Source organism: Mycobacteroides saopaulense (genome assembly GCF_001456355.1).
Classification (GTDB): Bacteria; Actinomycetota; Actinomycetes; order Mycobacteriales; family Mycobacteriaceae; genus Mycobacterium; species Mycobacterium saopaulense.
In genome coordinates, this window is sequence record NZ_CP010271.1 from 879,014 (window position 1) to 900,081 (window position 21,068).

Consider the following 21,068-nt stretch of genomic DNA (forward strand, 5'->3'; position numbering starts at 1 on the left):
AATAGGTCGGGTTCAATTGCCGAAATCGTCCATACGAATCAACCGATATGAACGAACGGGTCAAGTGCACTTATGGATTTGAAGAGCTTCGTTAGTGACGGAATTCAACGGAGGGTAGAAGCACGCCCGGGGGGGCTGTTCTACCTGCACCGACGATGGGCGCCTGCCGCGGATCTGGTGGCCATCGCATTTACCTCACTGGTGTCCTACCAGCTCGCTCACCATCTGATGTCCGGGCGCCAGGACTTGGGCGGCTGGTACGTGGCGACGGATGTGGCAATCGCCGTCATCTGGTTTGCCGCGTTATCGCTGCACACCGTGGGACCGGGTAAGGCGCTGCGAGCGGTGCTGCAGGAATGGCAGACGGTCGTCGGTGTCACGTTCCAGCTGTTCACCATCGTTCTGCTGACCTATCTCATTTCGCGTATCGAGCTGATCGACATCCGGCACCTCGTCATCGAGATACCGCTGGGACTGTTCGGCATCTTCGTTGCCCGGCATGTGCTGCGCCGTGTGTGGGGCTCGGAGAGCCGAACCGCCGTGTTGTTGGCGGGCGACCACGATGCGGTCCGTGAGATGGTCACCGCGTTCGGCCGCCACCGGGATAGTGGTTTCGAGGTTGTCGGTGCGTGCACACCAGCGGTGGGCGCCGGGTATGGCGAAACAGCGATCGAGGTGGGCGATCACCGCGTTCCCGTCGTCGGCGACGACCGACACGTGATCGAGGCGGCGCAGCGGACCTCGGCGCAGATCGTCGCGGTGGCGATGACCGACGACCTCGGGCGCAGAGAACTGGCAAGCCTCGCTTCAGATCTGGGAGATCTGGGTATTGAGCTCGCGGTGTCCCCGGGGGACGTGGATGAAACGGTCGTGACGACCGCTGATCGTGGTCTTGAGCGGGTTCACATGTTGGAGATGCTGGCCCCGGGCTATCGGCGTGCCCGGTCCATGTCCAAGGAGGCCTTCGACATGGCGTTCGCCACGGCTGCGATCTTGGCCACCGCGCCGGTGATGATCGCGATTGCCGCGGCCATCAAGCTCACCAGCGCCGGCCCGGTGTTCTATGTGTCCGAACGAATCGGGTTGGACGGCATTCCTTTTCGGATGATCAAGTTCCGCAGCATGTACACCGGTGCCGACCTTCAGACCGCCGGGATGATCGACTCGGCAGGCAGTACCCCGGTTTTCTTCAAGGCGAAGGACGATCCGCGGATCACCCCGGTGGGGGCGTTCATCCGGAAGTACAGCCTCGATGAGCTGCCGCAGTTCTTCAATGTGTTGTTCGGTGACATGAGCGTCGTCGGTCCGCGCCCGCAGGTGCAGCGGGAGGTCGACGCATACGACGAGATCATGCGGCGGCGGCTTCTGGTGAAGCCGGGCGTCACCGGCCAGTGGCAGGTGAGCGGGCGCAATGACCTATCGGTCGACGAGTCCATTCGCCACGACATCTCGTACATCGACAATTGGTCCATGGGGCTCGACATACGCATCATTTCCCGGACTGTCGGTGCGGTGGTGCGCAGCGAGGGCGCGTACTGACGTCAGGCGACGGACCCGCGCGGTGTGCGGGCGCGCTTGGCTTCGTACAGTTTGAAGTCCGCTTGCCGGACCAGAGATTCGAAGTTGAAATCCTCTGTATTGGTGGCTGACCAGGCGACGCCCAAGCTGAGGGACACATCGGGTGCGTCTGCGCCCAGCGGTGCATTGCGGATTCGCTCCGTGATCGCGGCGATGTTGTCTACCTGGTCCACGAACGTCACGACCATGAACTCGTCGCCACCGATGCGGGCCGCGATGTCGTCGTCGCGGGTATTGAGGAACAACATGTCCGCGATGGCCTGCAGGGTCCTGTCGCCGGCCTCGTGTCCATAGGCGTCGTTGAGCTCCTTGAACCTGTCGACGTCGGCGACCATCACCACGACGGTCGGGGGGTCCGGTCGCCTGCTCAGTGCGAGTTCGAACATGGCCTGCATTCCTCTGCGGTTCAGCAGGCCGGTCAGCGGATCTCGGTTGGCAGCGGAAATGGTGGCCCGGATCGAGCGCCTGCCTCCTTCGATCACGGCCTGAATGAAGATAGGCAGCACCACCACCGTGGTGAACACCGGTGCGTTGTAGAGGAATTGGTCGAGGAAGCTCGCCGCTCCGGTACGGATGTTCCACAGCGTGATTGAGCTGAGCGCCGCGGACGCGAAGACACAATGCGCGGCCAACACACGCCAGCCCAACAGGAACGCGGCGAACACGCCGATCATGCTCATGTAGAGAACCGGCGCGAGTCGCATCATCGGGCCGGCATACGACCAGGCGGAAACCGCGAACGACAGGTCGGCCCACATCACAAAGGCGATGGCCCACCGTCTACTCGGCCACGGGCGGACCATCCAGCACACGCCCACCAGGAATGAGACCGCGATGAGTGTTTGGTGGATGGTGCGTCCGGTGCCCTGCGGGCCCAGCGGATGCATGTTGACGATCGTGCCCAAAGGCAGGATCGACATGCACAGCAACCCGATGGTGACCTTCAGATGCCGCAGGTTCCGGGGACCGAGGGCGCTCGTGACGAACCGATACTCCTGGTCGGGAGTCCGCCTGCGATGCGGCCGCAGTCTTCGGGTGCTGGGCACGGGCTAAGTATGAAACATCAGGTCCCGGCGTGTATTGCGGATACGGAAACAGTCGGGCGGCGCGATCGGCTAACTCGGCAAGTGCCCTCGGCAGGATTCGAACCTGCGACACCGGATTATAGCTGTTGAAGGCATTGAAGCTTTTACAAGTCCGTTAAAGTATTGCAGGTCAAGATAATTGCATCTGTATGCGTCCACGGTCGCCCTTTGCTATATGCGGCGTGTTGTGAGTGTTTATACGGGGAAAGTGCGGAGAGGCTGCTGACGTGTCCGATGCACGGTTGGCCCGCATTGTAGGCTTGCCTGGTGTGTGCCTGTTCTGCGAACTGCCGCGCGTGGCTAACGATGTCTGAACTGAACTAGCCGCCACTGCTCGTCAGGTCCTCTTCGGTCCACTCGGCGCTCCACCGGTCGAGGATTGACTTTGCCGATTCTTCGTCGATTTCGACATGGTCTACGTCGTTATGCCCGAGGTAGTACCGGCGAAGATACTGGCTGGGGTGCCACTGCATATCCCGCCCGAATGCTTCGTCTATCGGAGGCACGGTGTGTGTCCGCCTGAGAATTCCACCGGGATCGTCAGGGGTGCGGTCCCCCGATAGGAGCGCGTAGTAAGTAATCGGGACGCTCATCTCTGTCCTTCGTCCAGTGGAAGCCATATCTCTGAGCTACCAGATTGTCGGCACGATATGCGCACGGTCGCACACAGACCTGTCGCCCCACTGAGATTCGTCTCGTGTCGGAGGCGGCAGCTCAGGTATTGCTGTACATCTGGAGAATGCCGACGTGTGCCGCTTCGTAATTCCTTGTTATACGGTCCCTTACCCACTCAAGCGGGTTGGCATACGACTCATACTCTGCCCTCGCGGCGCTAGCTAGCTCCTCCAGGGGAAGGTCCGGGCGTTTCACGAATCTGTTTAGGTACTGCCACTTTTCGGCTCGGGGTCCGTATTCGTTTGGAACGTCCAGCGGGGCGATCATGCAGTTGATACTGCCTTCGCGGGCTGACTGATACACCTGAATCTTGCAGTCGCTCGAACGGTAGTACACCACAGAACAGTGCGGTCCGCCCTCGTCCACGTTGTTATCGACCTCATCAAGCGTAAACCCGAGATTAGCTAATGCTGGTCCCACAACAGAATGAACTTCTGTCGGAAAATTGTCGCTCATGGGTTGTGCTGCACAGGAATTGAGATTATCGATTAACTGCGGGCGAGCAGGGCATCGTGTGCGGCGGCGAAATGAATATCGAACAGAGCTTTCATCCAGGCCATAACCGTGGCGTCGTCCGCAGTGAGACCTGGTGTCACCAGGTCGTCGTCAGTGCCGCTCAGCATGAGCATGTAATGCCATTTCTTTGACCTGTTGTCCACCCCGAGTTCATTGGGCGTGTCCAGCGGTGCAAGGAAGAAATCGATGCCACCGTCCCGGAGCGATGAACAAATCTGAAGCTTGCAGTCCAGGCCCCGATAGTAGATCGCCCACGCTGGCCGGTCTCCGTAGCTGACAGCGTCTTGCACTTCGTCGAGCACGAAACCGGCACCGGAGAGGGTTCGATCTAGAAAGCTCGCTAGCTCTGCTGGTTTCATCACTTGCCTCCCGTGTAGACCCAGACATTGCCTTGCTGGACGTATCCGTACGCTGCTGCGTTCTCTTTCAAGAAGTTGATCTCCATTGCAGAAAAGGAACGCCTCTGCACTGCTGCTACCTGTTCAACGCTGGTAAACCCCTCGGGTAGAACGTAGTCAACCCGCGGCACCCTATTCTCCAACTGCGTTCGCAAGAACTGTTCGTTGACCTGCCACCCAAGACTTCGGGAGCTTGCATCGTCAAGTCCTCGGCCCACCGCGTTCCAGGTGTCGTCGCCGGTGTCGAAGTAGATGCCGCCGTTGTGTCTTGCTTCGCCGATATAGCCGCCGTCTTGCCCATCCCATTTGCCCAGAACTACTCGGTCGGGGTTGGCTGTGCTGCCTATGCCGGGTGCGTGGTGGGTGGAGTGATCTGCGACTTGGCCCGCCAGCTCTGCGGTCGGGTGGCCGTTGGTGAACGCGTTGTTGAGATCGGCTGCCAACTGTGGCGCCTGCGGCGAGTAATGCTCGATGGAGTGGTTCCAACTGCCCGGGTTCGGCGTCGGATGGTCTAGGCCGACGCCGGGTGAGGGATGGTCGACGGAACCAGCTGGTGTGTGTTCCACGGTCGGTGCGGGGTGGGGGCTGTCGATGCCGTGGGTGATGGCGTGCCCTTCGGCGCCGGTGAGGTCTCCGAGTAGTCCGCGGGCGCCGGCTGCCGCTTCGCCGCCGACGGCCCCGCCGGCGAGGGCTTCGGTGCCGTGGATGATGTTCTTACCGATGTATTCCGAGGGGCTGTTGACGAAGTCCCGTGCCTCTTCGATACCCATCTTGGGTGCGGCCAGCGGATCGGTCATCAACTCATGGGCTTGGTTGATGAGGCCCTTGCCGGTGTCGACCGCGAGTTCTTTCCATGCTTCTGCGACTCCGGGTGCGCCTGGACCTGCTTGTCCGGTAAGTACTTTGGCTTGATCTATCTGGCCATCGACGGTTCTGCTGGCTGAGTCGCTGATGCCGTTGGTGAACTTGTTGAATTGCTCTCCGAAGTCTCTACTGACGTGTTCGGAGGGTGTGGCCGAGGGCGCGTCGGGCAGGAAATGCGGCGTCTGTGCCCGTTCGACGGCGGCGTTGACCTTCGCTTCGATTTGGTCGGCGGGCACGCCCTGCTTTTGCAGCAGTGCGCGGGTGGTTTCCTTGAAAGCTGGCACATCACGGGGCTGCAGCGTCGGGGATGTCCGCTGCGGTATTTGGTCGCGGCCATCACGCACTCCCGGCGCAGCCTCCAGGCCGCCCAACAGTCGCGGATCGATGGGCTTATCGCTACCGGGCACAGTGGTTTTCGGATACCACTCCTTATAGTTGGCTTGCGTATCAGTGCCAGCGGCGGCGGCCTTAGTCGTGCCCGGATCGCCGTCGGGGCTCGGCGCCGCCAGATTCTGCAGGGCTCCCATGGAGCCATCCGGTTTGATGGCTGAACCCGGCACCGCGGGTAGCGCCCCGGTGGCGCCGGCCGGGGTGGTCGTCCCGGACGCGTCGGCGGCGTGAATTCCGGCAGCCAGGTCATCGTTAGCCTGCCCGCCCGCGGCGCAGAGCTGTTTGATCGTGTTGGCGATGTAGTCACGATCGGACTTGTTGAAATCCTTGCTCAAGGGGGTGACTTCCCCCGTCGCCTCGTTGATGGAGAACTTTCCCGCTGCTTCGTTCTCCAACTTGGTAAGCAGCTGTCTGAGGCCCTCGAACTCATCACCCGCCCGATCAACTTTCGTGGCTGCGTTCTCATATGCCTCGGCGTCGGTGCCCAGCCCTTTGCCAAAGGTGCCGATTTCGTGGTCGGCGTTATCGGCAGCCACCCCGGTCCAGGTGCCTTTGTGTGGCAGGTCCGAGACTCCGGTTTTGGTGGCACGCATCGAGGCGGCTTTGGCGCGCAGACCTGCGGCTATGTCACGAATCGACTGGACGCTGACTTTCTTGAGCTCGCCCACCGACAGCGACATCAGGAACCCCCGTAGGCGCGGGTGTTAAAGATCCTGACCTTGGACTCTTCATCGGTCGTGCTAAACGCGTACCCGCACTTATCGAAGGCATCCCGGAAATGCGTCAACTCGTTGCTGATGTGCAGCGACTTAGCTTGCAGATCAGTGGATTTGGTCGATAGCGCAGATGCGGCTACCCCTACCAGCCCGGAGGCTGCGCCGGTAATTTTGGCGTCGGCGGCCCGGTGTGCGTCCAGATGATCGCGCAGGTGTTTGTCCATCGCGTTCGCCGAGGCATGCAGCCGCTCCGGGGTCACCTGCAACGGATCAGTCACCCTCGATCCCCCCTCGCGTAGCCAGCAACCATATTCGACGGCAGATTACCTCACCCGCCGCCAGCGCGCATAGAACGTGTTAGCTGAGAAACGGGTAACGAGGCGCTGGCGTCAGTAGCTGGCCGCGCCGACACGGCCAACGATTCGAGCAGACAGACGAAACGCGTCGCGGGGTTGTTCAAGAAAATCGACGAGTGATCTCGCGGGGCGAAGGCCTATTGTTTCGCGGGCACCGTGCCAGGGAGTGTCAAGGATCAACCGACACCGGTGTAAAGCATCAGCCGAAACACCGTCAGGCATCACCCGACATCGAAACGTCAAGCATCACCCGACGTCATACAACAACTATGGTGCCCTCGGCAGGATTCGAACCTGCGACACCGGCTTTAGGAGAGCCGTGCTCTATCCCCTGAGCTACGAGGGCGGGGGACCTGTGTGAATAGGTGTCTAAAACTCTAACGGGTCGGCGAGGGTGCTTCGGACGTCGGCTGGGGGTGAGTCGGGGCTGGTGCTGGCGTTACCCGCGTGGCCAGCTGAGATCTATGGGGCTTGTGTGACTTGGCGACGGGTAGACCGGTGCTTGGTTAAGCGGCTGTGGTTTTTTGATCGCAGCAGTGGATGTAGTGAGCGATGGCGTTGCGGCCCGACGCGAATCCGATCATGACGCCGTACTGGCGGATGGCACTGTGGGCGGTGATACGCCCGCCGTACAGGGTGCGGTCGAGCGTGTTGTTGAGGCTCTCGCTGTCCTCGCGCCACCCGGTCTTCGGAGGTGATGTCGAGTCGTTCGGTGTGAACGGTCCCGCAGTTGGTGGCGAAGTCGATGTACCAGCGGTAAGTGCCTTTGGGGGGTGCGGCGGGCGTAGACTTTGGCCGTCGGGAGAGGTCGCATGCAACGTTGAACAGGCTGCGACAGGGCGCATACGCCTCCCGGCCCTCGGATGCATCGATCCGCGCGATCGCATACCTGGCCGAAGTCCCCGAAACAGTGGCTTTCGCCGCGGCGGGGGCACGAGCGCCGATGGCGGATCGATACGAGCCGCCTGCCGAAGCGCAGCGGATGAGCACGCCACAACGCAAAGCGCTCGATCAACTACTGCGCGCCTTCCTCGGCGATCAGGCGCCTGCTAGGTCATCACGTACCCATCAACGCCGCATGGGGCGCATGGCACCTTCTTCTCGGATTCCGTTGAGCCACAGCCGGTGCAATCCCTGTACTGGGCCGAAGACCTCGAACTCGGCAAAGCGCGCCTCGACCCGGTCACCGGGCCGCTGCTTGGCGCGTTCGCGATGCCGGGGGAAGTGCGCCGGATTTTCGGTGTCCAGGTGAACACTCAACTTGCGCACTGGCACTGCCAGCCCGACCCACAGGACTCCGACGACTACTATGCTCCGTATCTTCACCGCCGCGGCATGCTCGACAACCTGCTGCAACGCGTCGCGTCGGGCCCAGCTGGAGCGCCCCGCACTCGCCTCGACGCGTTGCCCCGGCGAGGATATTTGGAGGTGATCATCGATGGCTACTCCTAGCGAGGAACTCGACGTCCTAGCAGCAGCGATCGTCGCAGCCATGACCGGCCCCGACGCCGACACCCAGGTGCCGGACTGGAGCACGCCCGATGATCTGGCACGTATCGGCATCGAGGCAATGATCGCCGCCGACCCGCTGGGCCGCACCCTAACCTCCTACGGCAACATCCGGATCACCGGCGACGGCGTCACCGGCTCATCGGCCCGTGTCAACGATGTGGCCAGGGTCATGACCGGATTCCAGCGCTTGGCCACCGCAGTCGGCGCGGCCCAGCAAGGCGACAAAACCCTTGGGCGCCAACCCAACGCGGATGTCAAACGACGCACCGACCTGCTCCTGACAGCTGCTTCTGGTCCAGGCTCCATCATCTTGACCGTCACACCCCGCACATCCCCTATCGCCGAAACCGGACACAGCGGCGGCAAGGTCGGCATGTTCACCGAACTCGAAACCGACGATCAGATGCTCGACACTGCCGTCTCCGCGGCAATCGATGTCTTCACCGCCGGTAATGACATCGGCGCCGCACCCGATGAATCGGTGTTCGTGCGCGAACTCGGCGATCTGGGTCCGCGCACCGCCTCCTCGGTCCGTGATCTTGTCAAGACTCTTGATCGAGCACAGTTCGACGTCGAAATCGCGTGGCAACAACCCTCCCGTGCTACCCGCCGCGTTGCCGTTACCGCCGCCGCAGCCGCCCATATGGCCGCGACGGTCGAGCACGCCAACCTCGACGAACAGCCCGTCGAGATCATCGGCGAATACCTCACCGTCAGCGCGGTCAGCTCATGGGTGATCCAACGCGGCGACGGCGACAACGACACCCTCACAGTCAAACTCGGACGCATCGACCCCGGCCAAACGCGTGGACTGGCCGTCGGCGATCGGGTCCGGATCAACGCCACCATGAAGGTCGAAACCACCCCCGGCGGCAATACAAAGACCACCTATACAGCCGAATCCTTCGAAAGACTTGATACCCCACCAGTCTAGAGGTAAGTGCAATTAGTTACTTATCGGTCGGCAGAACGCTCTAAGCGGTGGCCCTATATCTGGCCTGGAAATCAGGTGCTCAGGCCAGTCTATCGCCGAGTATTCATAATGAAATAAATCCTCAACCTGATAATCTTTCGAATCGTCCTCTGCAGAGTCCACACTCACACCTTTGCGACGGCCATCAACTACAGCCAGGTACCCTTTGTAGTTTCTTCCATCGGTGCGGCTACGTTTCCTATCAAGGTAATCAGCTAGTTGACCCAATCCCATGACCGCAGTAGAAGGACCAAAATCTGTAACTTTCCTCTTACCATCGGCCCCCTTGTCCGAAGCACTTGTACCCATCCATTTGCATTCTATTAGGGCAGCTTGGGTAGAAAGAGGCCAATGTACATGTATGTCTACGGGCTTCGTCTCGTCTACAACATGCTCGACCTCGACGACCGCCCGAAGAGACGAGACCAGATGTTGCTCTAAACTGCGCCGGACAAATACTTCCGGCCGGCGCTTCCATATAAGCCGCCGTGCGTCAAGCCAGGCGTTTTGCAGTATCTGACAACGACATTCCGACACTTGCCGCTCAGAATAGCTCACCAATGCCTCTTCGAGTTTGGTAAAGAGGGGGGTGGCGAAGATACTTTTACCCGCGACCGGGTTAAATACTGGACGGATTTGACCCGCAACATGCCAAGTCTCGACAGCGGGATGAGTATACTTATAGACGATGGCGTTGGATAACAAATCTAAATCGATCAATGAGGTAGACAGCCTGTAGCCACCATTGTCAGTAACTTCTACAGTGAACTCTCTATGCGGATGCGTCGTCCGCATTTCGAGAGTCATCAACACTTCGAGGTGCGCAAGTGGACTACTAGCGTCATCGTCTATAACCGTAAATACAATTAGGCCATTGGGTAATAGATCAACAGGTAGCTCTGCGTGTATATGCGGTAGCGCACGAACTAGTCTGAGCACGGTTTCCTCCCCTTGCGTACCGGAATCTTCCGGCAACGCGGAAAGCAGCGTCTCGTTGTGTACCTTCTGCATGAGTGAATAATTTATGCTCACGCCGCCTCGGCTTCACTAATTGCGAGTAGATAGCGTATCCATAGCTCAGCCAGGGAAAGGAGGGTTGTGGGCGAGCCCAGAGTTTTTGCTAGCGCATCGTGGTAACTTGCTAATATGTTTAATGCAGTTTCATCAAGTAGCTCGCGCGACGGCCGGGCAGAAATAAGCGTAGGATCATGACCCAGCGCTCGTAGCACCAGAGGAATTGGTATGAGAGAAATTATTGCGACAGCAGCATCAAGATAGGGAGCTCGATCTTTCGCTGTTACGTGGTGGCTCAGTTGGTTGCGGAGTTTTTCACCCGTTGCAGAAAGATGAAGCAAACCCCCTGACCGCTCGATAGCGCCGGCCGAACAAAGGCTACTGATCACCTTAGATACCTCAGGCGCGAACGGCTCAGCCTTCTTTGTTGCAAAGAAGGCGTAGCCCCAGTCAAAGTCAGGTGCTGTCCATCTGGAAAGTTGGCCGGCCAAATAGGCCAGAGCATGAACCTCTTGCTCAGTCGCACCATCAACGCCGCCTGATTGCACCGTAGTGTTGCTAGTGATACCCGATATCAGCATCAACGCATCGTATGTGGCAGACATAATCGGTCTCACTTTCCAGCGGGACCTTCTCTAAGTGCAGTGTCAAGCTCCGCTAGAGCAATATCAAAAAGTTCTTCTCCTTCTGCCTGAACATCTGATAGTGAAGTCCATTCAGTCATCCGAACAATAGCCATTCGGTCCAAACCGCAGGCGCGCGCGAGCGACTGCAACAATTTACTCGTGTTAATGTTTGCCGTCATGATAAGCTGATTAATTTCACCAACGAAATCGGAGAACATAAGTCCGGCGCGGGCCTCGTACGTGATATCAAGGGAACCCTCTGGCGTGTCAATGTACAAACACGCAACACCTGCAGGTTGAGCAATATGACTGACTAACGCCATACGAAGTGCAATATCAAGAAAATACCGCTGACTCTCTGAGAGCTGATCTGCTCCACGACGCTCTACACCCTCTACCGTGACGACTAAGTGTGGTCTTCCCGCTCGCTGACTTAGATAAACATCGACGTCCAGTCCCAGAAAACGCTTAGCAAGTTTGGTGAACGACGGAACAAACTGCGCTTCGCCCTCTGAGTAACGACTCGCAAGTTCCTGTGCCATCGGGCTAAGCATCTTACGGAATTTGTCTCGTTGTTTCCGGAAGTCATTCCGGTCTCTGGTGGCACGATCCGCTTCCGCTTGATACTGCCCGATGAGCGTCCGTACAGCGTCGTTGTCCATGCTAAGAGCTATGCTGCCACTCTCCGGCATAGAACTTCTACGGGCCTCAATATCTGCCAGCAGCCGTTCAGCATCATCTTTCGCTTCTACTGCCATAGTCAAGTTCGCAGACGCGGCAGTCAGAGATTCACGTGCGCGGATAACATCAGCGTTCAGCTTGTCAAGCTCGCCAGAATCTGTCTGCAGCTTCTCTGCCAGTTTCGAGTTGCACAATGGGCAGCAACCAGCATCCAGGCTGATCTGAATCTTCTGATCGGCGCCTTTCGCACCACAGATTTCACATACGTGTGTCTCAAGTGTCCGCAGTAGTGTCGGATGCAACTTCGGATCAGGTGAAATTAGTTGACTGAAAGCATCGGCGTACGCTTGCTCGGCGACGGACAATTGAGATCGTGCCTCGGCTTCTGCCACTTGCATTGCTTCATACTCTTGCGTCAATCTCTGAGAGTTCTTTGTAAGTGCAATTCGTTCACGCTCCACTTCTTCGAATGACTCAGTCGACACTTCAGATGCCGACTTAGATTCCGCCGCAACACGTCCGGTTAACTCTTTGATACGATTTCTTGCCGTAGTGGCCTGATACTGTTGATTTCGTGCTTGAGATTCGAGGCGTTCGACTTGACGTCTCCAGTTATCCACCTGGTCTGCTTGTGCCGGGTCGACGCCGAACGCCAGCAAGAGTGCCTGCTCAATTGTTTCTTCATCCCACAGCAGCAGCCTCCGACGTTCATCGAAGGTCGATACGAAGATCTGCATGAAGACCAGCTGTTGAAATGTCGCAAGTCCGGTATCGGATATCACCTGTTCTTTATATATTCTATTTCGTTCAGAGTCGGACTGCTCCTCGTCCTGTTTTACTATGACCCCATTTGGCCCCTCTATTTGGAGATGGCTCAACGACTCCCAGTCTGAAAATCGGCGCGATATTGAGTATTTGTTATCGCGAATAGACATTGTGACACTGACACATGCCAAATCTCTGTCAACTGCATCGACCCTCCCCATATAATAGAGCTTGGAATACGATGAGGTATGCCGATAATATTCATCTAACGACTCAAATTTTCGATCAGGATCAGGAACTATACCAGTAATAGCGTAGTTCAGCGTATTGAGAAATGTACTCTTTCCGAGGCCGTTAGCACCGGCGAGGCAGAATACACCCTTAGAGAAATCTACCGTGATATTATGCTTGTTTCGATAAAGCGAGAAATTATTCAGACGGAGTTGATGAGGGATAGGGAGATGGAATTTTCTAGGCATCCGTGTCACCGTTTACGTAGGAAGACTGTTGATTCTCGGAGATGGTCCTGTCGGCCACGTCTGTGGAGTCGCCGTGCGACCTTGATTTCGAGAACATCGAAGCCAACTCTTTCAGCAATAGCTGCTAGGAGAACATCACTGGCAATGGTGTACTGACCGCCAGAGGTGCCATGTCTAGAATTCCCAACAATATATACTGCGTGCCCCCCCGGTATCAGCGCGCGATGAGCGTTCAAGAACATCATGGCGGCATCGCGCAGATAGCCTTCAATTACGCGCGTACGCTGAAGTCGATACCTGTCCGCAGGAATAGACTCAAGAATTGGTGCCGATAGATCGGCCGTGTACGCGGTTAGTTCGGGATATTCATCCAAGTAGCCCCGCTCCGTAAACCGAATGCTAGGATGACTCCTCATTGTGTTGTCGCGCTGGCTTCTAAAGTCCATAGCGGATTCGATTTGCCCCAAGAACCAGAGCTCTAGTTTGTATATTTCGGTGTAGTCAATGTTATTCGGATATGGAGGCGAGAAACAGATTAGATCTAGCGACTCGGACTTATCGGTCCACGGGATGCTGCCAGTAGAACTCGTATTTATAACGTCGCCGGAGCCTTTTGGGTCGACCTGTTCGATATCTTTGGATATTAGTTGGGCTCTTTCGAGGAAAAGTTGGCGAGGATCAACGGGTTGCTTATTGGCTTCGTACCGAAGGGCTCGTCCATCTCTGCGCAATCTGCTACTTGGTTCGATGCATCCAGCCAAGGCGATTGCGATAAGGTCCCGCGTTATCCCGGGAGAATATTCTCTCCATGCCTCACGAATACGCAACAGCGGCAGGAGCCTGTCGCGTGGGAAATACTCAATATTCTGAAATGCGGATAAAGCCGGAGGTTTGGGCCGCGTCCGGGAATTCTTTTTTGCTTCCCGCAGTATATCGTCGACGGCAGACTTATATGTCGCCGCCAGATTCTTGCGCTTTGGTGCTGACATCGATAACACCCGCATTTTTGTCGATGATACGAGATGTAAGAATGGGTTGACCTCCGCACCTGAGGCAGAGAATACAGGACCGTCATTTTGCAGCAGGGCGCTGACCAATGTTGTTCCGCTGCCGGCAAACGGATCGTGAAGTCGCATCGTTTCTTTGGTGGTTAAGTTAAGATCCTTTACGACACGTGGCAGTAGATGTGGACTATAAGCTTCTTTCATATGGAACCAACGATGAAAAGCCTCGTCGCTGTTTCCCTGAGGTACCACGAGACGCTCATAGTCGTGGCCGTCGCTCAGCGGGAAGCGTCGCTCGAGTGCAGCATAATGAGATTCGAGCTGTTGGGTCACACTTTCTCCTGGTTATGCGCTGAGTCAGACCTAACCTTAACTTCCCCATGGCAGGTTCGGCTCGATTGGTGGAACTTGTGGATGCGCCGGCGTGGCTTCGGCGCCACTGGCGTTGTCGTGCGCCCCGGCAGCGGCCGCGGTGGCGCGGTAGGACCGAGGACGACGTTCAGCCGCCGGACGCACCGCGGCCAGTGAAACTGCGCAGGGATGCGCGTGATCTTGTGCGGTGGGTGTCGGCAGGTCGCCGAAGAAAGCCATGCATAGGTCGTGCCTACTCGACATCTGACCGGGTCTGTCACGACAGATCGGCGTGCCCGCGCGTTCCCGAGTCCGCGTGTTCGCGTTCCGATGGCTGGAATACCGATGCATGCGACATGCAACATCGGGGTTTTCAACACGTCCCCGAGGGCGGGGGACCAGCACAGGAGTCTACCGGCCTGTGGCATACGTTAACCGCGCGCCTAGATCGCGATCTGCCCTTAGACCACCAGTTCGGCGCGCGGGTTGGCACTCACCCGAACGGGCAGGTACCGGTGGGCCGTTCCGGAGCGGCGAAGCTGTCCAGGCGATAGCCGTGGTAGAAGTCGGCCAGCCGCGCGTTGCGTCGGGTCAACGTACGCGCAAGCTTGTCGTACCTACGTTGCGCGGCACTCGAACCGTCGAGGCGTGAACGGACCTTGGCCAGTCGAATGTTGTTGTACAGCATGGGTTCCACGAGCAGTCTCTCGGGCGTTACCCGCCACACCAGCTGCAGCAGCCGGGTGTACAGCGCGAATTCGATGTTGTGGCGTGCCTTGAGTTCGAATCCGATCATGGCGCGTATCTCAGGGTGCATCGCCTTGGCCGAGCACACTTGAATCACCCGGCCCGCGATGGGACGGACCGCCAACCAGAGGGGCAACACGGCGGGGCGCATCGCGGCGGGAAGCAGCAGCGTGGGTAGCGGTAGGCGTTTCAAGCCGGTGAACTGATCGCGCAGAAAGCCGTTGGACTGCAGCCTGTTTTCCACCATGTCGTCGTAGTACTCGACGAAGGCGGCGTAGGTTGTCGGGAATCTGCCCTTGGCGCTGGGCAATTCGAGGTCCTTGAGGAGATACCGCTGGTATTGGTACGCGGCCTCCTTCTCCGCGGGCGTCATCGTGTGGCCCGTGCAGTAGGGGAATGCCTCCAGTGTGGCGTTGATGGCGCTGGCCGCTATCCATATCCATAGCTCGGGATCCAGCGCGCTGTAACGAACCCCCTCATACTCACCGACTCCGGTGCCCCGCACCGCGCGGTGCTGCTCCTTGAGCCACTGTGCGGTGTCGGCTCGTTGCTGTCGGTCGCCGGCGAATACTGACATCGCGCTCAGTGCGCTCCGGATGCCGCGATCGGTGAAGTTCTGGCGGAACCGGCCCGAGCGGTCGACGGATGCGGCCACCGGCACCAGGGCCACCTCGTCGAACAGCACCCCACCGAAGACGCCGACAAGGGGACTGCCCAGGTGCTTCCGGAAATCGGCCATCACGCGGCGGCGTGTGCCATCCGCGTGCAGCAGGTTCAGTCCGTCTTCATGTGGATCCGAGTCGAACTCGCCGTCGTAATCGGTATCGCGCGGCAGCACATGCGTCATTGCATCCTCCGTCGGTGTTAGTAACTTAGATAAAAGCTAACATCGCAACATCGGCTTGGGAAGTACTTCTGCGTGAGAGACTGAATTGTGTCTGCAGACCCGACCGGTGAGCGCATCATCGAGGCCGCGCTGCAGACCATGCTGAGCTTCGGCATCCGGCGCGCGACGGTCGACGAGATCGCTCGGCGCGCGGGTGTATCGCATATGACGGTGTATCGCCGATGGCCCAACAAGACCGAACTCATCCTGGCGGTTCTCATGCGAGAGGCGCAGACGATGTTCGCCGCGATAGACCGCGAGATCGCTGCCTTGGACAGCCCGGAGGACAAGCTGGTGGCGGGTTTCACCGGGATTTACTGGCATGTGCACACCCACTCGCTGATGCAGCGTGCCGTCGAGACCGACCCGGAGTCGGTGCTGCCGATCATGACCAGTGGTGCGGGACCGGCCCTGGACATGGCGACGACCTATCTGGCCGGGCATGTCAGTCGCAGTGCGGGCGATCTCGTCGACGACCCTTACGGGGTTGCGGAAGTGTTTGTGCGCCTGACGCATTCGCTTATCCTTGCGCCCAGCCCCCGGCGAAAGCTTGCGACCAGGGAAGATGCCGAGGCGTACGCCCGCCAATACATTCTCCCGATCGCGCGGGCGTTGGTCCCGGAGCCGAGCAAGGCGCTGCGTTAGCGGATCGCGGGATCACTATGTGTGCTTTCGGCCGGTGGACGACGGGGCCAAGTAATCTTGGGCATCGACCATGGTCGGGGACATAAGACTAGATATTGGGGGCAGTGGATGGATACGGATATCGGAGCGGGCTCGCCGGAGGCCGAGGACTCGTCTGACGCCGCGGACACCGCACCGCTACCCGTCCTCAACGCACTGCCCGGAATGACCGAACCGGGTCCGTTCGCGGCGCCGGAACAGGACTTCAACCAGCCTCCGTTCATCGAGCAGTCGACACCGCATGATCCGTACTGGTCGGGGCTCGGTGCTCCGGCACCTCAATTCGCCGCCGATCGGCAGTCGCCGCAGGCAGGCGAGAAGGCGTGGGGCACCGGGGCGTCGACGTCCGCTGTCGACTTCTCGTCATGGGAGGACAAGCGGACGGAAAGAAGCAAGCGACCGTTGATGATTGGTGGTGTGGTGCTGGCGGCCGCGGTGGTCGTGGGCGGTGTCGTCGCCGTCTTCGCGAGCCGTGGTGGCGAGGATGCCCCCGCTGAGCCCACCGCCGCTCCGCAGACCACGGTGTCCAGCAGGGACTCCGACGCGGAGACCCGCCTGCTTTCGATGCTCCCGACGGGATATGCGCCATCGGCATGCAAGCCCGTTGAACCCGCCAATGAGGCGGTCGCGCAAGTGAAGTGTGGTCGAAGTGACGATCCGGACGGGCCCACCGAGGCGAGCTATTCGCTGGTGAAGGACAAGTCCGCACTCGCAGCCGGGCTGAGTCGCCTGACGAAACGTAACGCGGTGGTGGTGTGTCCCGGCCGGATCCAATCGCCGGGACCGTGGCGTCGCAACGCCACACCGGATCAGGTGAGCGGCACGGTGTTCTGCGGCACCAACCAGGGACATCCGGTGGTCGGATGGACCGATGAGGAGCGGCTTCTGCTCAGCGAGACGCGATCGGGGGCGGCCGGGCCGACCCTGGACCAGTTGTACGCGTGGTGGTCTTCGCACTCATGACAAAAGACCGCCGGCCGCACGAGGCGGCCGGCGGTCAATGCCGAACGATTGTTGTCTAGCCCTCGGTGGGAACAGGGGTGCCCTGGCTGCCTGCCGAACGCTGTCCGTGGGGTACGCCTTCGGAAGAGGCCGGAATGGCGGGGACCGCAGGTACGGCGGCGACCGGCGGGGTGGCGGTCTGCGGGGCGCCCTCAGGAGCAGGAGCTCCGGGTGCCGCAGGTGCCGGCGATGCGGGAGCCGCGCTGGCAGGAGCCGGCGAAGCGGGCACGCCGGTGCTGTTGAGCGGCGTGCCCTCGGCACCCGGCGTCGGGGTGGCAGCCGTCGGAGCCGGGGTCGCGGTCACCGGTGCGACCGTCGGGGTCGGTGTCGCCGCGGGCTGCTGCTCGTCCACCGGGGTGCCCTGGCTACCGGCGGGCAGCGGCGTGCCCTGGCTACCGGCCGGAACCGCGGCGGGCGCCGGGGTGGCGGTGGTGGGCGCGGTGCTGGTGGCCGAGGCCGGGGCGCTGCCATGCGACTGGCTCGAACCACCCGAACGCTGCGCCGGGGCGGCTGCCGGAGCTGCCTTCCAGGTGAGCAGGTCCTCGTCACCGGAGGTGTAGGTCACGGTCTCGGGGTTGGCTCCGGTCACGTCGAAGTAGATCTTGCCGGTGGTCTTCTCGCCCTGCGACAGCGTGCCCGGGTTCACACCCTGCTCGGTGGCCACGCCGTACAGCACGCGGTAGGTCTCGCCGTCCTTGGCCTTGGCGTTGAAGTTGGCGACGATCGGAATGACGCTGCCCTGGATGGCCTCGTCAGTAGCGGTGGCCTCCCACAGCGTGCCCTTGGGCTGGTAGGGCAGCTGGTCGGCGCTGACCTTGAGGTCGCTGATGGTCCAGGCCTGCACGACATCGCCGTTGGTCAGACGACCCTGCTGGCCGAGCGTGGTGTCGGCGCCTGCGGTCGGCATGAGGGCCAGTCCGGCTGCCGCCGCAGCGGCCGCCACGGCGGCAGTGATGGGCACATTGATCTTCACGATGTGGTCTCCTTGACGTCCTGATTGCTCCCCCCAGCGGGGACGGTCTGTCGGTAAAACTAACAGGTCTGGGTGCACCATCGTCGCCCGAAGTACACGATTGCCATACGGTTAAGAACATGACGGTTGATTCCACCGGTCACGAGGGGGCCGCGCCGGAGCCAGACGACTGGCCGCCCGACGCACGCATGTTCACCATCCGCGCTGCGGCGGACGATGCCGCAGCTAGCCTGGCCGCCGAACTGCCCATTACGGCAACAGAACTCGGCATGCTGGACGGAGATACCGACCATCCGGTGCAATTCTGCAGTGTGCTGCTGGAGCCGCCGGTCAAGCACCGGTTCGAGGCGGCCGATGCCGCCCGATACGAACGTGAGTATTGCGACCGGGACGACGACGGCGAATTCTTCATGGTGCACGTCGCGCTGCTGGGCCCCCGGCGCCCCGGAGTCTCGCTGGCACCCGGCGCCCGCGATGTCCTCGTCGACGTCGCCTACGTCGTGGATTTGTCATTGGAAGAAGACGGCGTGCTCAACCCTGCCAAGGTCGATTGGGCGGGCGGGGCGATCGCCGATGTCGCGGGAAATGTGCCCGCCGAGCAGGCAGCCGCGGCGCCGGTGGATCAGCCGACGGTCTCCGAAACGGCACCCCCGGCAGGCCGGGCGGCCGCGGCGCCTGAGCCGGGCAGCCCCGGGAGCTCGGAGTGGATCCGTGAACAGCTCGACGTGCGAATCGCGATACTGAGCCGCCTCGCGGGGGAAGTCGCCATCTCCGAAGTGCCGGTGCCCACCGAACTGGCCAAGGGGGAGCGGCATTCCAACACCGCACCGCAGTACGTGCTGGACGGCGCCCAATTCTGGTACCACACGCGCGATCCGAAAACAGGCTTCGTGTGGAAGACCACGACCAATCCGAATGAGCTCATCTACTGGTGCATCGACGACGTGGCCAGGGGACTGGCGTGGCGGTGGACGCAGCAGGCGGCCACCTACAAGACGATGCCCCCGGCCATGGCGCAACGCACTCTGTGGGCCCCGTACTGGCAGCTGCTCATGAACGCGCTCGACACCAAATGGGGTGCCATCACCGGCCGTAACATCCGCGGCCTGCTGTAAGCGATCACCAGCGGTAGTCGAGGAACTTCCCGTCGAAGGTGAGGACCACCCGGTCGCCATCGGGGTCTGGGCGGCGCGTCACATCCACCTTGAAGTTGATGGCGCTCATGATGCCGTCGCCGAACTCCTCGTGGATGGCTTCCTTGATGGCCGGGCCGTAGACGCTCAGCGCTTCGTAGAGGCGATAGATCGTCGGGTCGGAGGGAGCTCCGCCCTCCAATGTCCCGCGGTACGGCTGTGCGCGCAGTGCCGCAGTGGCGTGCGGTTCCAGATCGAGAAGCTCGGCCACCTTCGCGGCCTTGGCTTCGGGCACCGGGTGCTGGCCCAACAGCGCGGCGATGGTCCAAATCAGCGGTGAGTCAATCGCTTCCGCGATCTGTTGCCACGTCAGGTTCTTCTCGACGCGGCGTGTGGTGATCAGTTCGGCGGCTTCCGTCTTGGTCATGACGTCAGACAAACAGACGCCCACCGCCGCCGCAAACTATCGCTGCCACAGCCCTTTCTGGGCATCGCGCTGGTAGTAGTTCATCGAGCTCTCCCCGCTCGCCGTCCAGAGCATGGCCACGGTGACCAGAACTATGGCGATGAGCACCGTTGAGTCGGTCCACATGATGACCTCCTTGGTAGATCGATCGGTATACCACCCATTGCAGCATGTATACCGATCGGTGTACAAGGGAGTGTGACGGGCGCCACAGGGGTGTGTCTGTGACTACTCCTGGTCGAGGGCTCCGGCGGCAAGCGCGGCGGCGTTGATCCTGGTCAGCACCGCGTGGAGGTTTTCGAGTTCGGCAAGGTCGACGCCCAGGCGCTCCACCACCGCGGCGGGGACCTTGAGCGCCTCGGCGCGCAGCGCCGCGCCCTGTGTAGTCAGGGTGACGTGTGTGGTGCGCTCGTCGGACGCGCTGCGCGGACGGGTGATGAGCCCCAGCGTTTCGAGCCGTTTGAGCATGGGGGAGACGGTTGCCGAATCCGTCTGAAGCAGGGCGGCAATCTGCTTGACGGACAAGGCTTCCCGGGTTTGGTCACGGTTCGTCTTGGCGTGGTCCCAGAGCGCCAGCATCACCAGGTATTGCGGATGGGTGATCCCGAGCGGGGCCAGCAGCGGTCGGTACACCGCCAGTACGGCGCGGTTGGTGACGGCCAGGGCGAAGCACACCTGCCGTTCCAGGGCCAGCGGATCAACCTCCGGCGAGACTGCGGTCATCATCACGATCCTGACTATTAGTTAGTGCACTAACTATTAGTCTACAATCTAGTTATGGCCGCCGATCGTCCGAATCTGCTTCAGTACATCGCCTACTGCTACGGGCGACGCCTACCTGACTCGATGAAAGAGTGGGTCGCCAACGATCTGGCGGGTAAGGGCGCGGTACGGCGACACATCTTGCGCTGCGCCATCCCGCCGCTGTTCATCCTGGCGCCGTTCTGGCTGTTGCCCGCCTCGCTCTATGTGCACATGGAAATGACGGTGCCCATCTACGTATGGGTGCTGATCATGGCGCACGCCCTGAACAAGGTCTGGCGCCGGCACCGGCTGGTGCAGCACGACCTTGATCCGGGTCTGGTCGATGTGCTCAAGCGTCAGAAGGACGCACGTATCCACGAGGACTATGCCCGCAGATTCGGGCCGCGCTCGGGCGACGGCTACTCCAACAGCGGGCCCATCTAGGGCGAC

Annotated in this window: 22 protein-coding genes and 1 tRNA gene; 7 read left to right on the forward strand and 16 right to left on the reverse strand. The window is 60.3% G+C overall.

Annotation, left to right across the window (positions count from 1 at the left end; genetic code table 11):
• Positions 1-72: 72 nt before the first annotated feature.
• Positions 73-1,539 (forward strand): sugar transferase, encoded by a 1,467-nt coding sequence (locus MYCSP_RS04390; RefSeq protein ID WP_088413260.1) that lies wholly within the window; start codon positions 73-75, stop codon positions 1,537-1,539.
• Between the two features lie 2 nt (positions 1,540-1,541).
• Here the strand turns inward: MYCSP_RS04390 and MYCSP_RS04395 are convergent, their stop codons facing one another.
• The 7 genes from MYCSP_RS04395 to MYCSP_RS04430 form a co-directional block, all read right to left on the reverse strand.
• The gene (locus tag MYCSP_RS04395) at positions 1,542-2,624 is read right to left on the reverse strand and encodes a GGDEF domain-containing protein (protein WP_235629517.1); all 1,083 of its coding nucleotides are present in this window, start codon (positions 2,622-2,624) and stop codon (positions 1,542-1,544) included.
• A 359-nt stretch (positions 2,625-2,983) separates the two neighbouring features.
• A complete protein-coding gene (locus MYCSP_RS04400; RefSeq protein ID WP_088413261.1) occupies positions 2,984-3,256 on the reverse strand; it encodes a hypothetical protein in 273 nt (90 codons plus the stop codon).
• Between the two features lie 121 nt (positions 3,257-3,377).
• Positions 3,378-3,794, reverse strand: a complete 417-nt coding sequence (locus MYCSP_RS04405; RefSeq protein WP_157886150.1) for a hypothetical protein — start codon at positions 3,792-3,794, stop codon at positions 3,378-3,380.
• 32 nt (positions 3,795-3,826) lie between these two features.
• Positions 3,827-4,213: a hypothetical protein gene (locus MYCSP_RS04410; protein WP_235629518.1), complete on the reverse strand. Its 387-nt coding sequence runs from the start codon at positions 4,211-4,213 to the stop codon at positions 3,827-3,829.
• Positions 4,213-6,186, reverse strand: coding sequence for an endonuclease (locus MYCSP_RS23025; RefSeq protein ID WP_157886151.1), 1,974 nt, complete (start codon positions 6,184-6,186; stop codon positions 4,213-4,215). The genes MYCSP_RS04410 and MYCSP_RS23025 overlap by 1 nt, the downstream gene beginning before the upstream one ends.
• Positions 6,186-6,500: a WXG100 family type VII secretion target gene (locus MYCSP_RS04425; RefSeq protein WP_088413264.1), complete on the reverse strand. Its 315-nt coding sequence runs from the start codon at positions 6,498-6,500 to the stop codon at positions 6,186-6,188. Before MYCSP_RS04425 ends, MYCSP_RS23025 begins: the two co-directional genes overlap by 1 nt.
• 348 nt (positions 6,501-6,848) lie before the next feature.
• A tRNA-Arg gene (locus MYCSP_RS04430) sits at positions 6,849-6,924 on the reverse strand.
• Positions 6,925-7,703: 779 nt separating this feature from the next.
• Here MYCSP_RS04430 and MYCSP_RS04440 point away from each other — a divergent pair.
• Together MYCSP_RS04440 and MYCSP_RS04445 are read left to right on the forward strand one after the other, a co-directional pair.
• Positions 7,704-8,030 carry a hypothetical protein gene (locus tag MYCSP_RS04440; protein WP_235629519.1) on the forward strand — a complete coding sequence of 109 codons (327 nt, stop codon included), beginning with the start codon at positions 7,704-7,706 and terminating at the stop codon, positions 8,028-8,030.
• A complete protein-coding gene (locus MYCSP_RS04445) occupies positions 8,017-9,024 on the forward strand; it encodes a hypothetical protein (protein WP_088413265.1) in 1,008 nt (335 codons plus the stop codon). The genes MYCSP_RS04440 and MYCSP_RS04445 overlap by 14 nt, the downstream gene beginning before the upstream one ends.
• A 12-nt stretch (positions 9,025-9,036) precedes the next feature.
• On the opposite strand, the gene MYCSP_RS23030 is transcribed toward MYCSP_RS04445, so the two are convergent.
• The 5 genes from MYCSP_RS23030 to MYCSP_RS04460 form a co-directional block, all read right to left on the reverse strand.
• On the reverse strand, positions 9,037-10,074 hold the full coding sequence (locus MYCSP_RS23030; RefSeq protein ID WP_157886152.1) for a hypothetical protein: 1,038 nt from the start codon (positions 10,072-10,074) through the stop codon (positions 9,037-9,039).
• A 17-nt stretch (positions 10,075-10,091) separates the two neighbouring features.
• The gene (locus MYCSP_RS23035) at positions 10,092-10,682 is read right to left on the reverse strand and encodes a hypothetical protein (RefSeq protein WP_157886153.1); all 591 of its coding nucleotides are present in this window, start codon (positions 10,680-10,682) and stop codon (positions 10,092-10,094) included.
• An 8-nt stretch (positions 10,683-10,690) separates the two neighbouring features.
• Positions 10,691-12,628: an AAA family ATPase gene (locus tag MYCSP_RS04450; protein WP_088413266.1), complete on the reverse strand. Its 1,938-nt coding sequence runs from the start codon at positions 12,626-12,628 to the stop codon at positions 10,691-10,693.
• Between the two features lie 5 nt (positions 12,629-12,633).
• Positions 12,634-13,965, reverse strand: coding sequence for a TRM11 family methyltransferase (locus MYCSP_RS23040; protein WP_157886154.1), 1,332 nt, complete (start codon positions 13,963-13,965; stop codon positions 12,634-12,636).
• Positions 13,966-14,476: 511 nt separating this feature from the next.
• Positions 14,477-15,577, reverse strand: coding sequence for an oxygenase MpaB family protein (locus tag MYCSP_RS04460; RefSeq protein ID WP_088413268.1), 1,101 nt, complete (start codon positions 15,575-15,577; stop codon positions 14,477-14,479).
• An 87-nt stretch (positions 15,578-15,664) separates the two neighbouring features.
• Here MYCSP_RS04460 and MYCSP_RS04465 point away from each other — a divergent pair, with 87 nt between their 5' ends.
• A complete protein-coding gene (locus MYCSP_RS04465; RefSeq protein WP_088413269.1) occupies positions 15,665-16,261 on the forward strand; it encodes a TetR/AcrR family transcriptional regulator in 597 nt (198 codons plus the stop codon).
• 108 nt (positions 16,262-16,369) lie between these two features.
• Entirely contained in the window at positions 16,370-17,263 is an 894-nt protein-coding gene (locus MYCSP_RS04470; RefSeq protein ID WP_088413270.1) for a hypothetical protein, read from the forward strand.
• A 55-nt stretch (positions 17,264-17,318) separates the two neighbouring features.
• Here MYCSP_RS04470 and MYCSP_RS04475 read toward each other — a convergent pair whose 3' ends face one another.
• Positions 17,319-18,275, reverse strand: a complete 957-nt coding sequence (locus MYCSP_RS04475) for an MPT63 family protein (protein WP_088413271.1) — start codon at positions 18,273-18,275, stop codon at positions 17,319-17,321.
• A gap of 119 nt (positions 18,276-18,394) precedes the next feature.
• Here MYCSP_RS04475 and MYCSP_RS04480 point away from each other — a divergent pair, with 119 nt between their 5' ends.
• On the forward strand, positions 18,395-19,390 hold the full coding sequence (locus tag MYCSP_RS04480; protein WP_088413272.1) for an immunity 63 family protein: 996 nt from the start codon (positions 18,395-18,397) through the stop codon (positions 19,388-19,390).
• 4 nt (positions 19,391-19,394) lie between these two features.
• Here the strand turns inward: MYCSP_RS04480 and cynS are convergent, their stop codons facing one another.
• From cynS to MYCSP_RS04490, 3 genes are all read right to left on the reverse strand, one after another.
• Positions 19,395-19,835 carry a cyanase gene (gene cynS / locus MYCSP_RS04485; protein ID WP_088413273.1) on the reverse strand — a complete coding sequence of 147 codons (441 nt, stop codon included), beginning with the start codon at positions 19,833-19,835 and terminating at the stop codon, positions 19,395-19,397.
• A 36-nt stretch (positions 19,836-19,871) separates the two neighbouring features.
• Entirely contained in the window at positions 19,872-20,000 is a 129-nt protein-coding gene (locus tag MYCSP_RS23575; protein WP_070912950.1) for a hypothetical protein, read from the reverse strand.
• Positions 20,001-20,102: 102 nt separating this feature from the next.
• Positions 20,103-20,597 (reverse strand): MarR family winged helix-turn-helix transcriptional regulator, encoded by a 495-nt coding sequence (locus MYCSP_RS04490; RefSeq protein WP_070913007.1) that lies wholly within the window; start codon positions 20,595-20,597, stop codon positions 20,103-20,105.
• A 54-nt stretch (positions 20,598-20,651) separates the two neighbouring features.
• On the opposite strand from MYCSP_RS04490, the gene MYCSP_RS04495 reads away from it, so the two are divergent.
• Positions 20,652-21,062: a DUF5313 domain-containing protein gene (locus tag MYCSP_RS04495; RefSeq protein WP_070912949.1), complete on the forward strand. Its 411-nt coding sequence runs from the start codon at positions 20,652-20,654 to the stop codon at positions 21,060-21,062.
• Positions 21,063-21,068 lie beyond the last annotated feature (6 nt).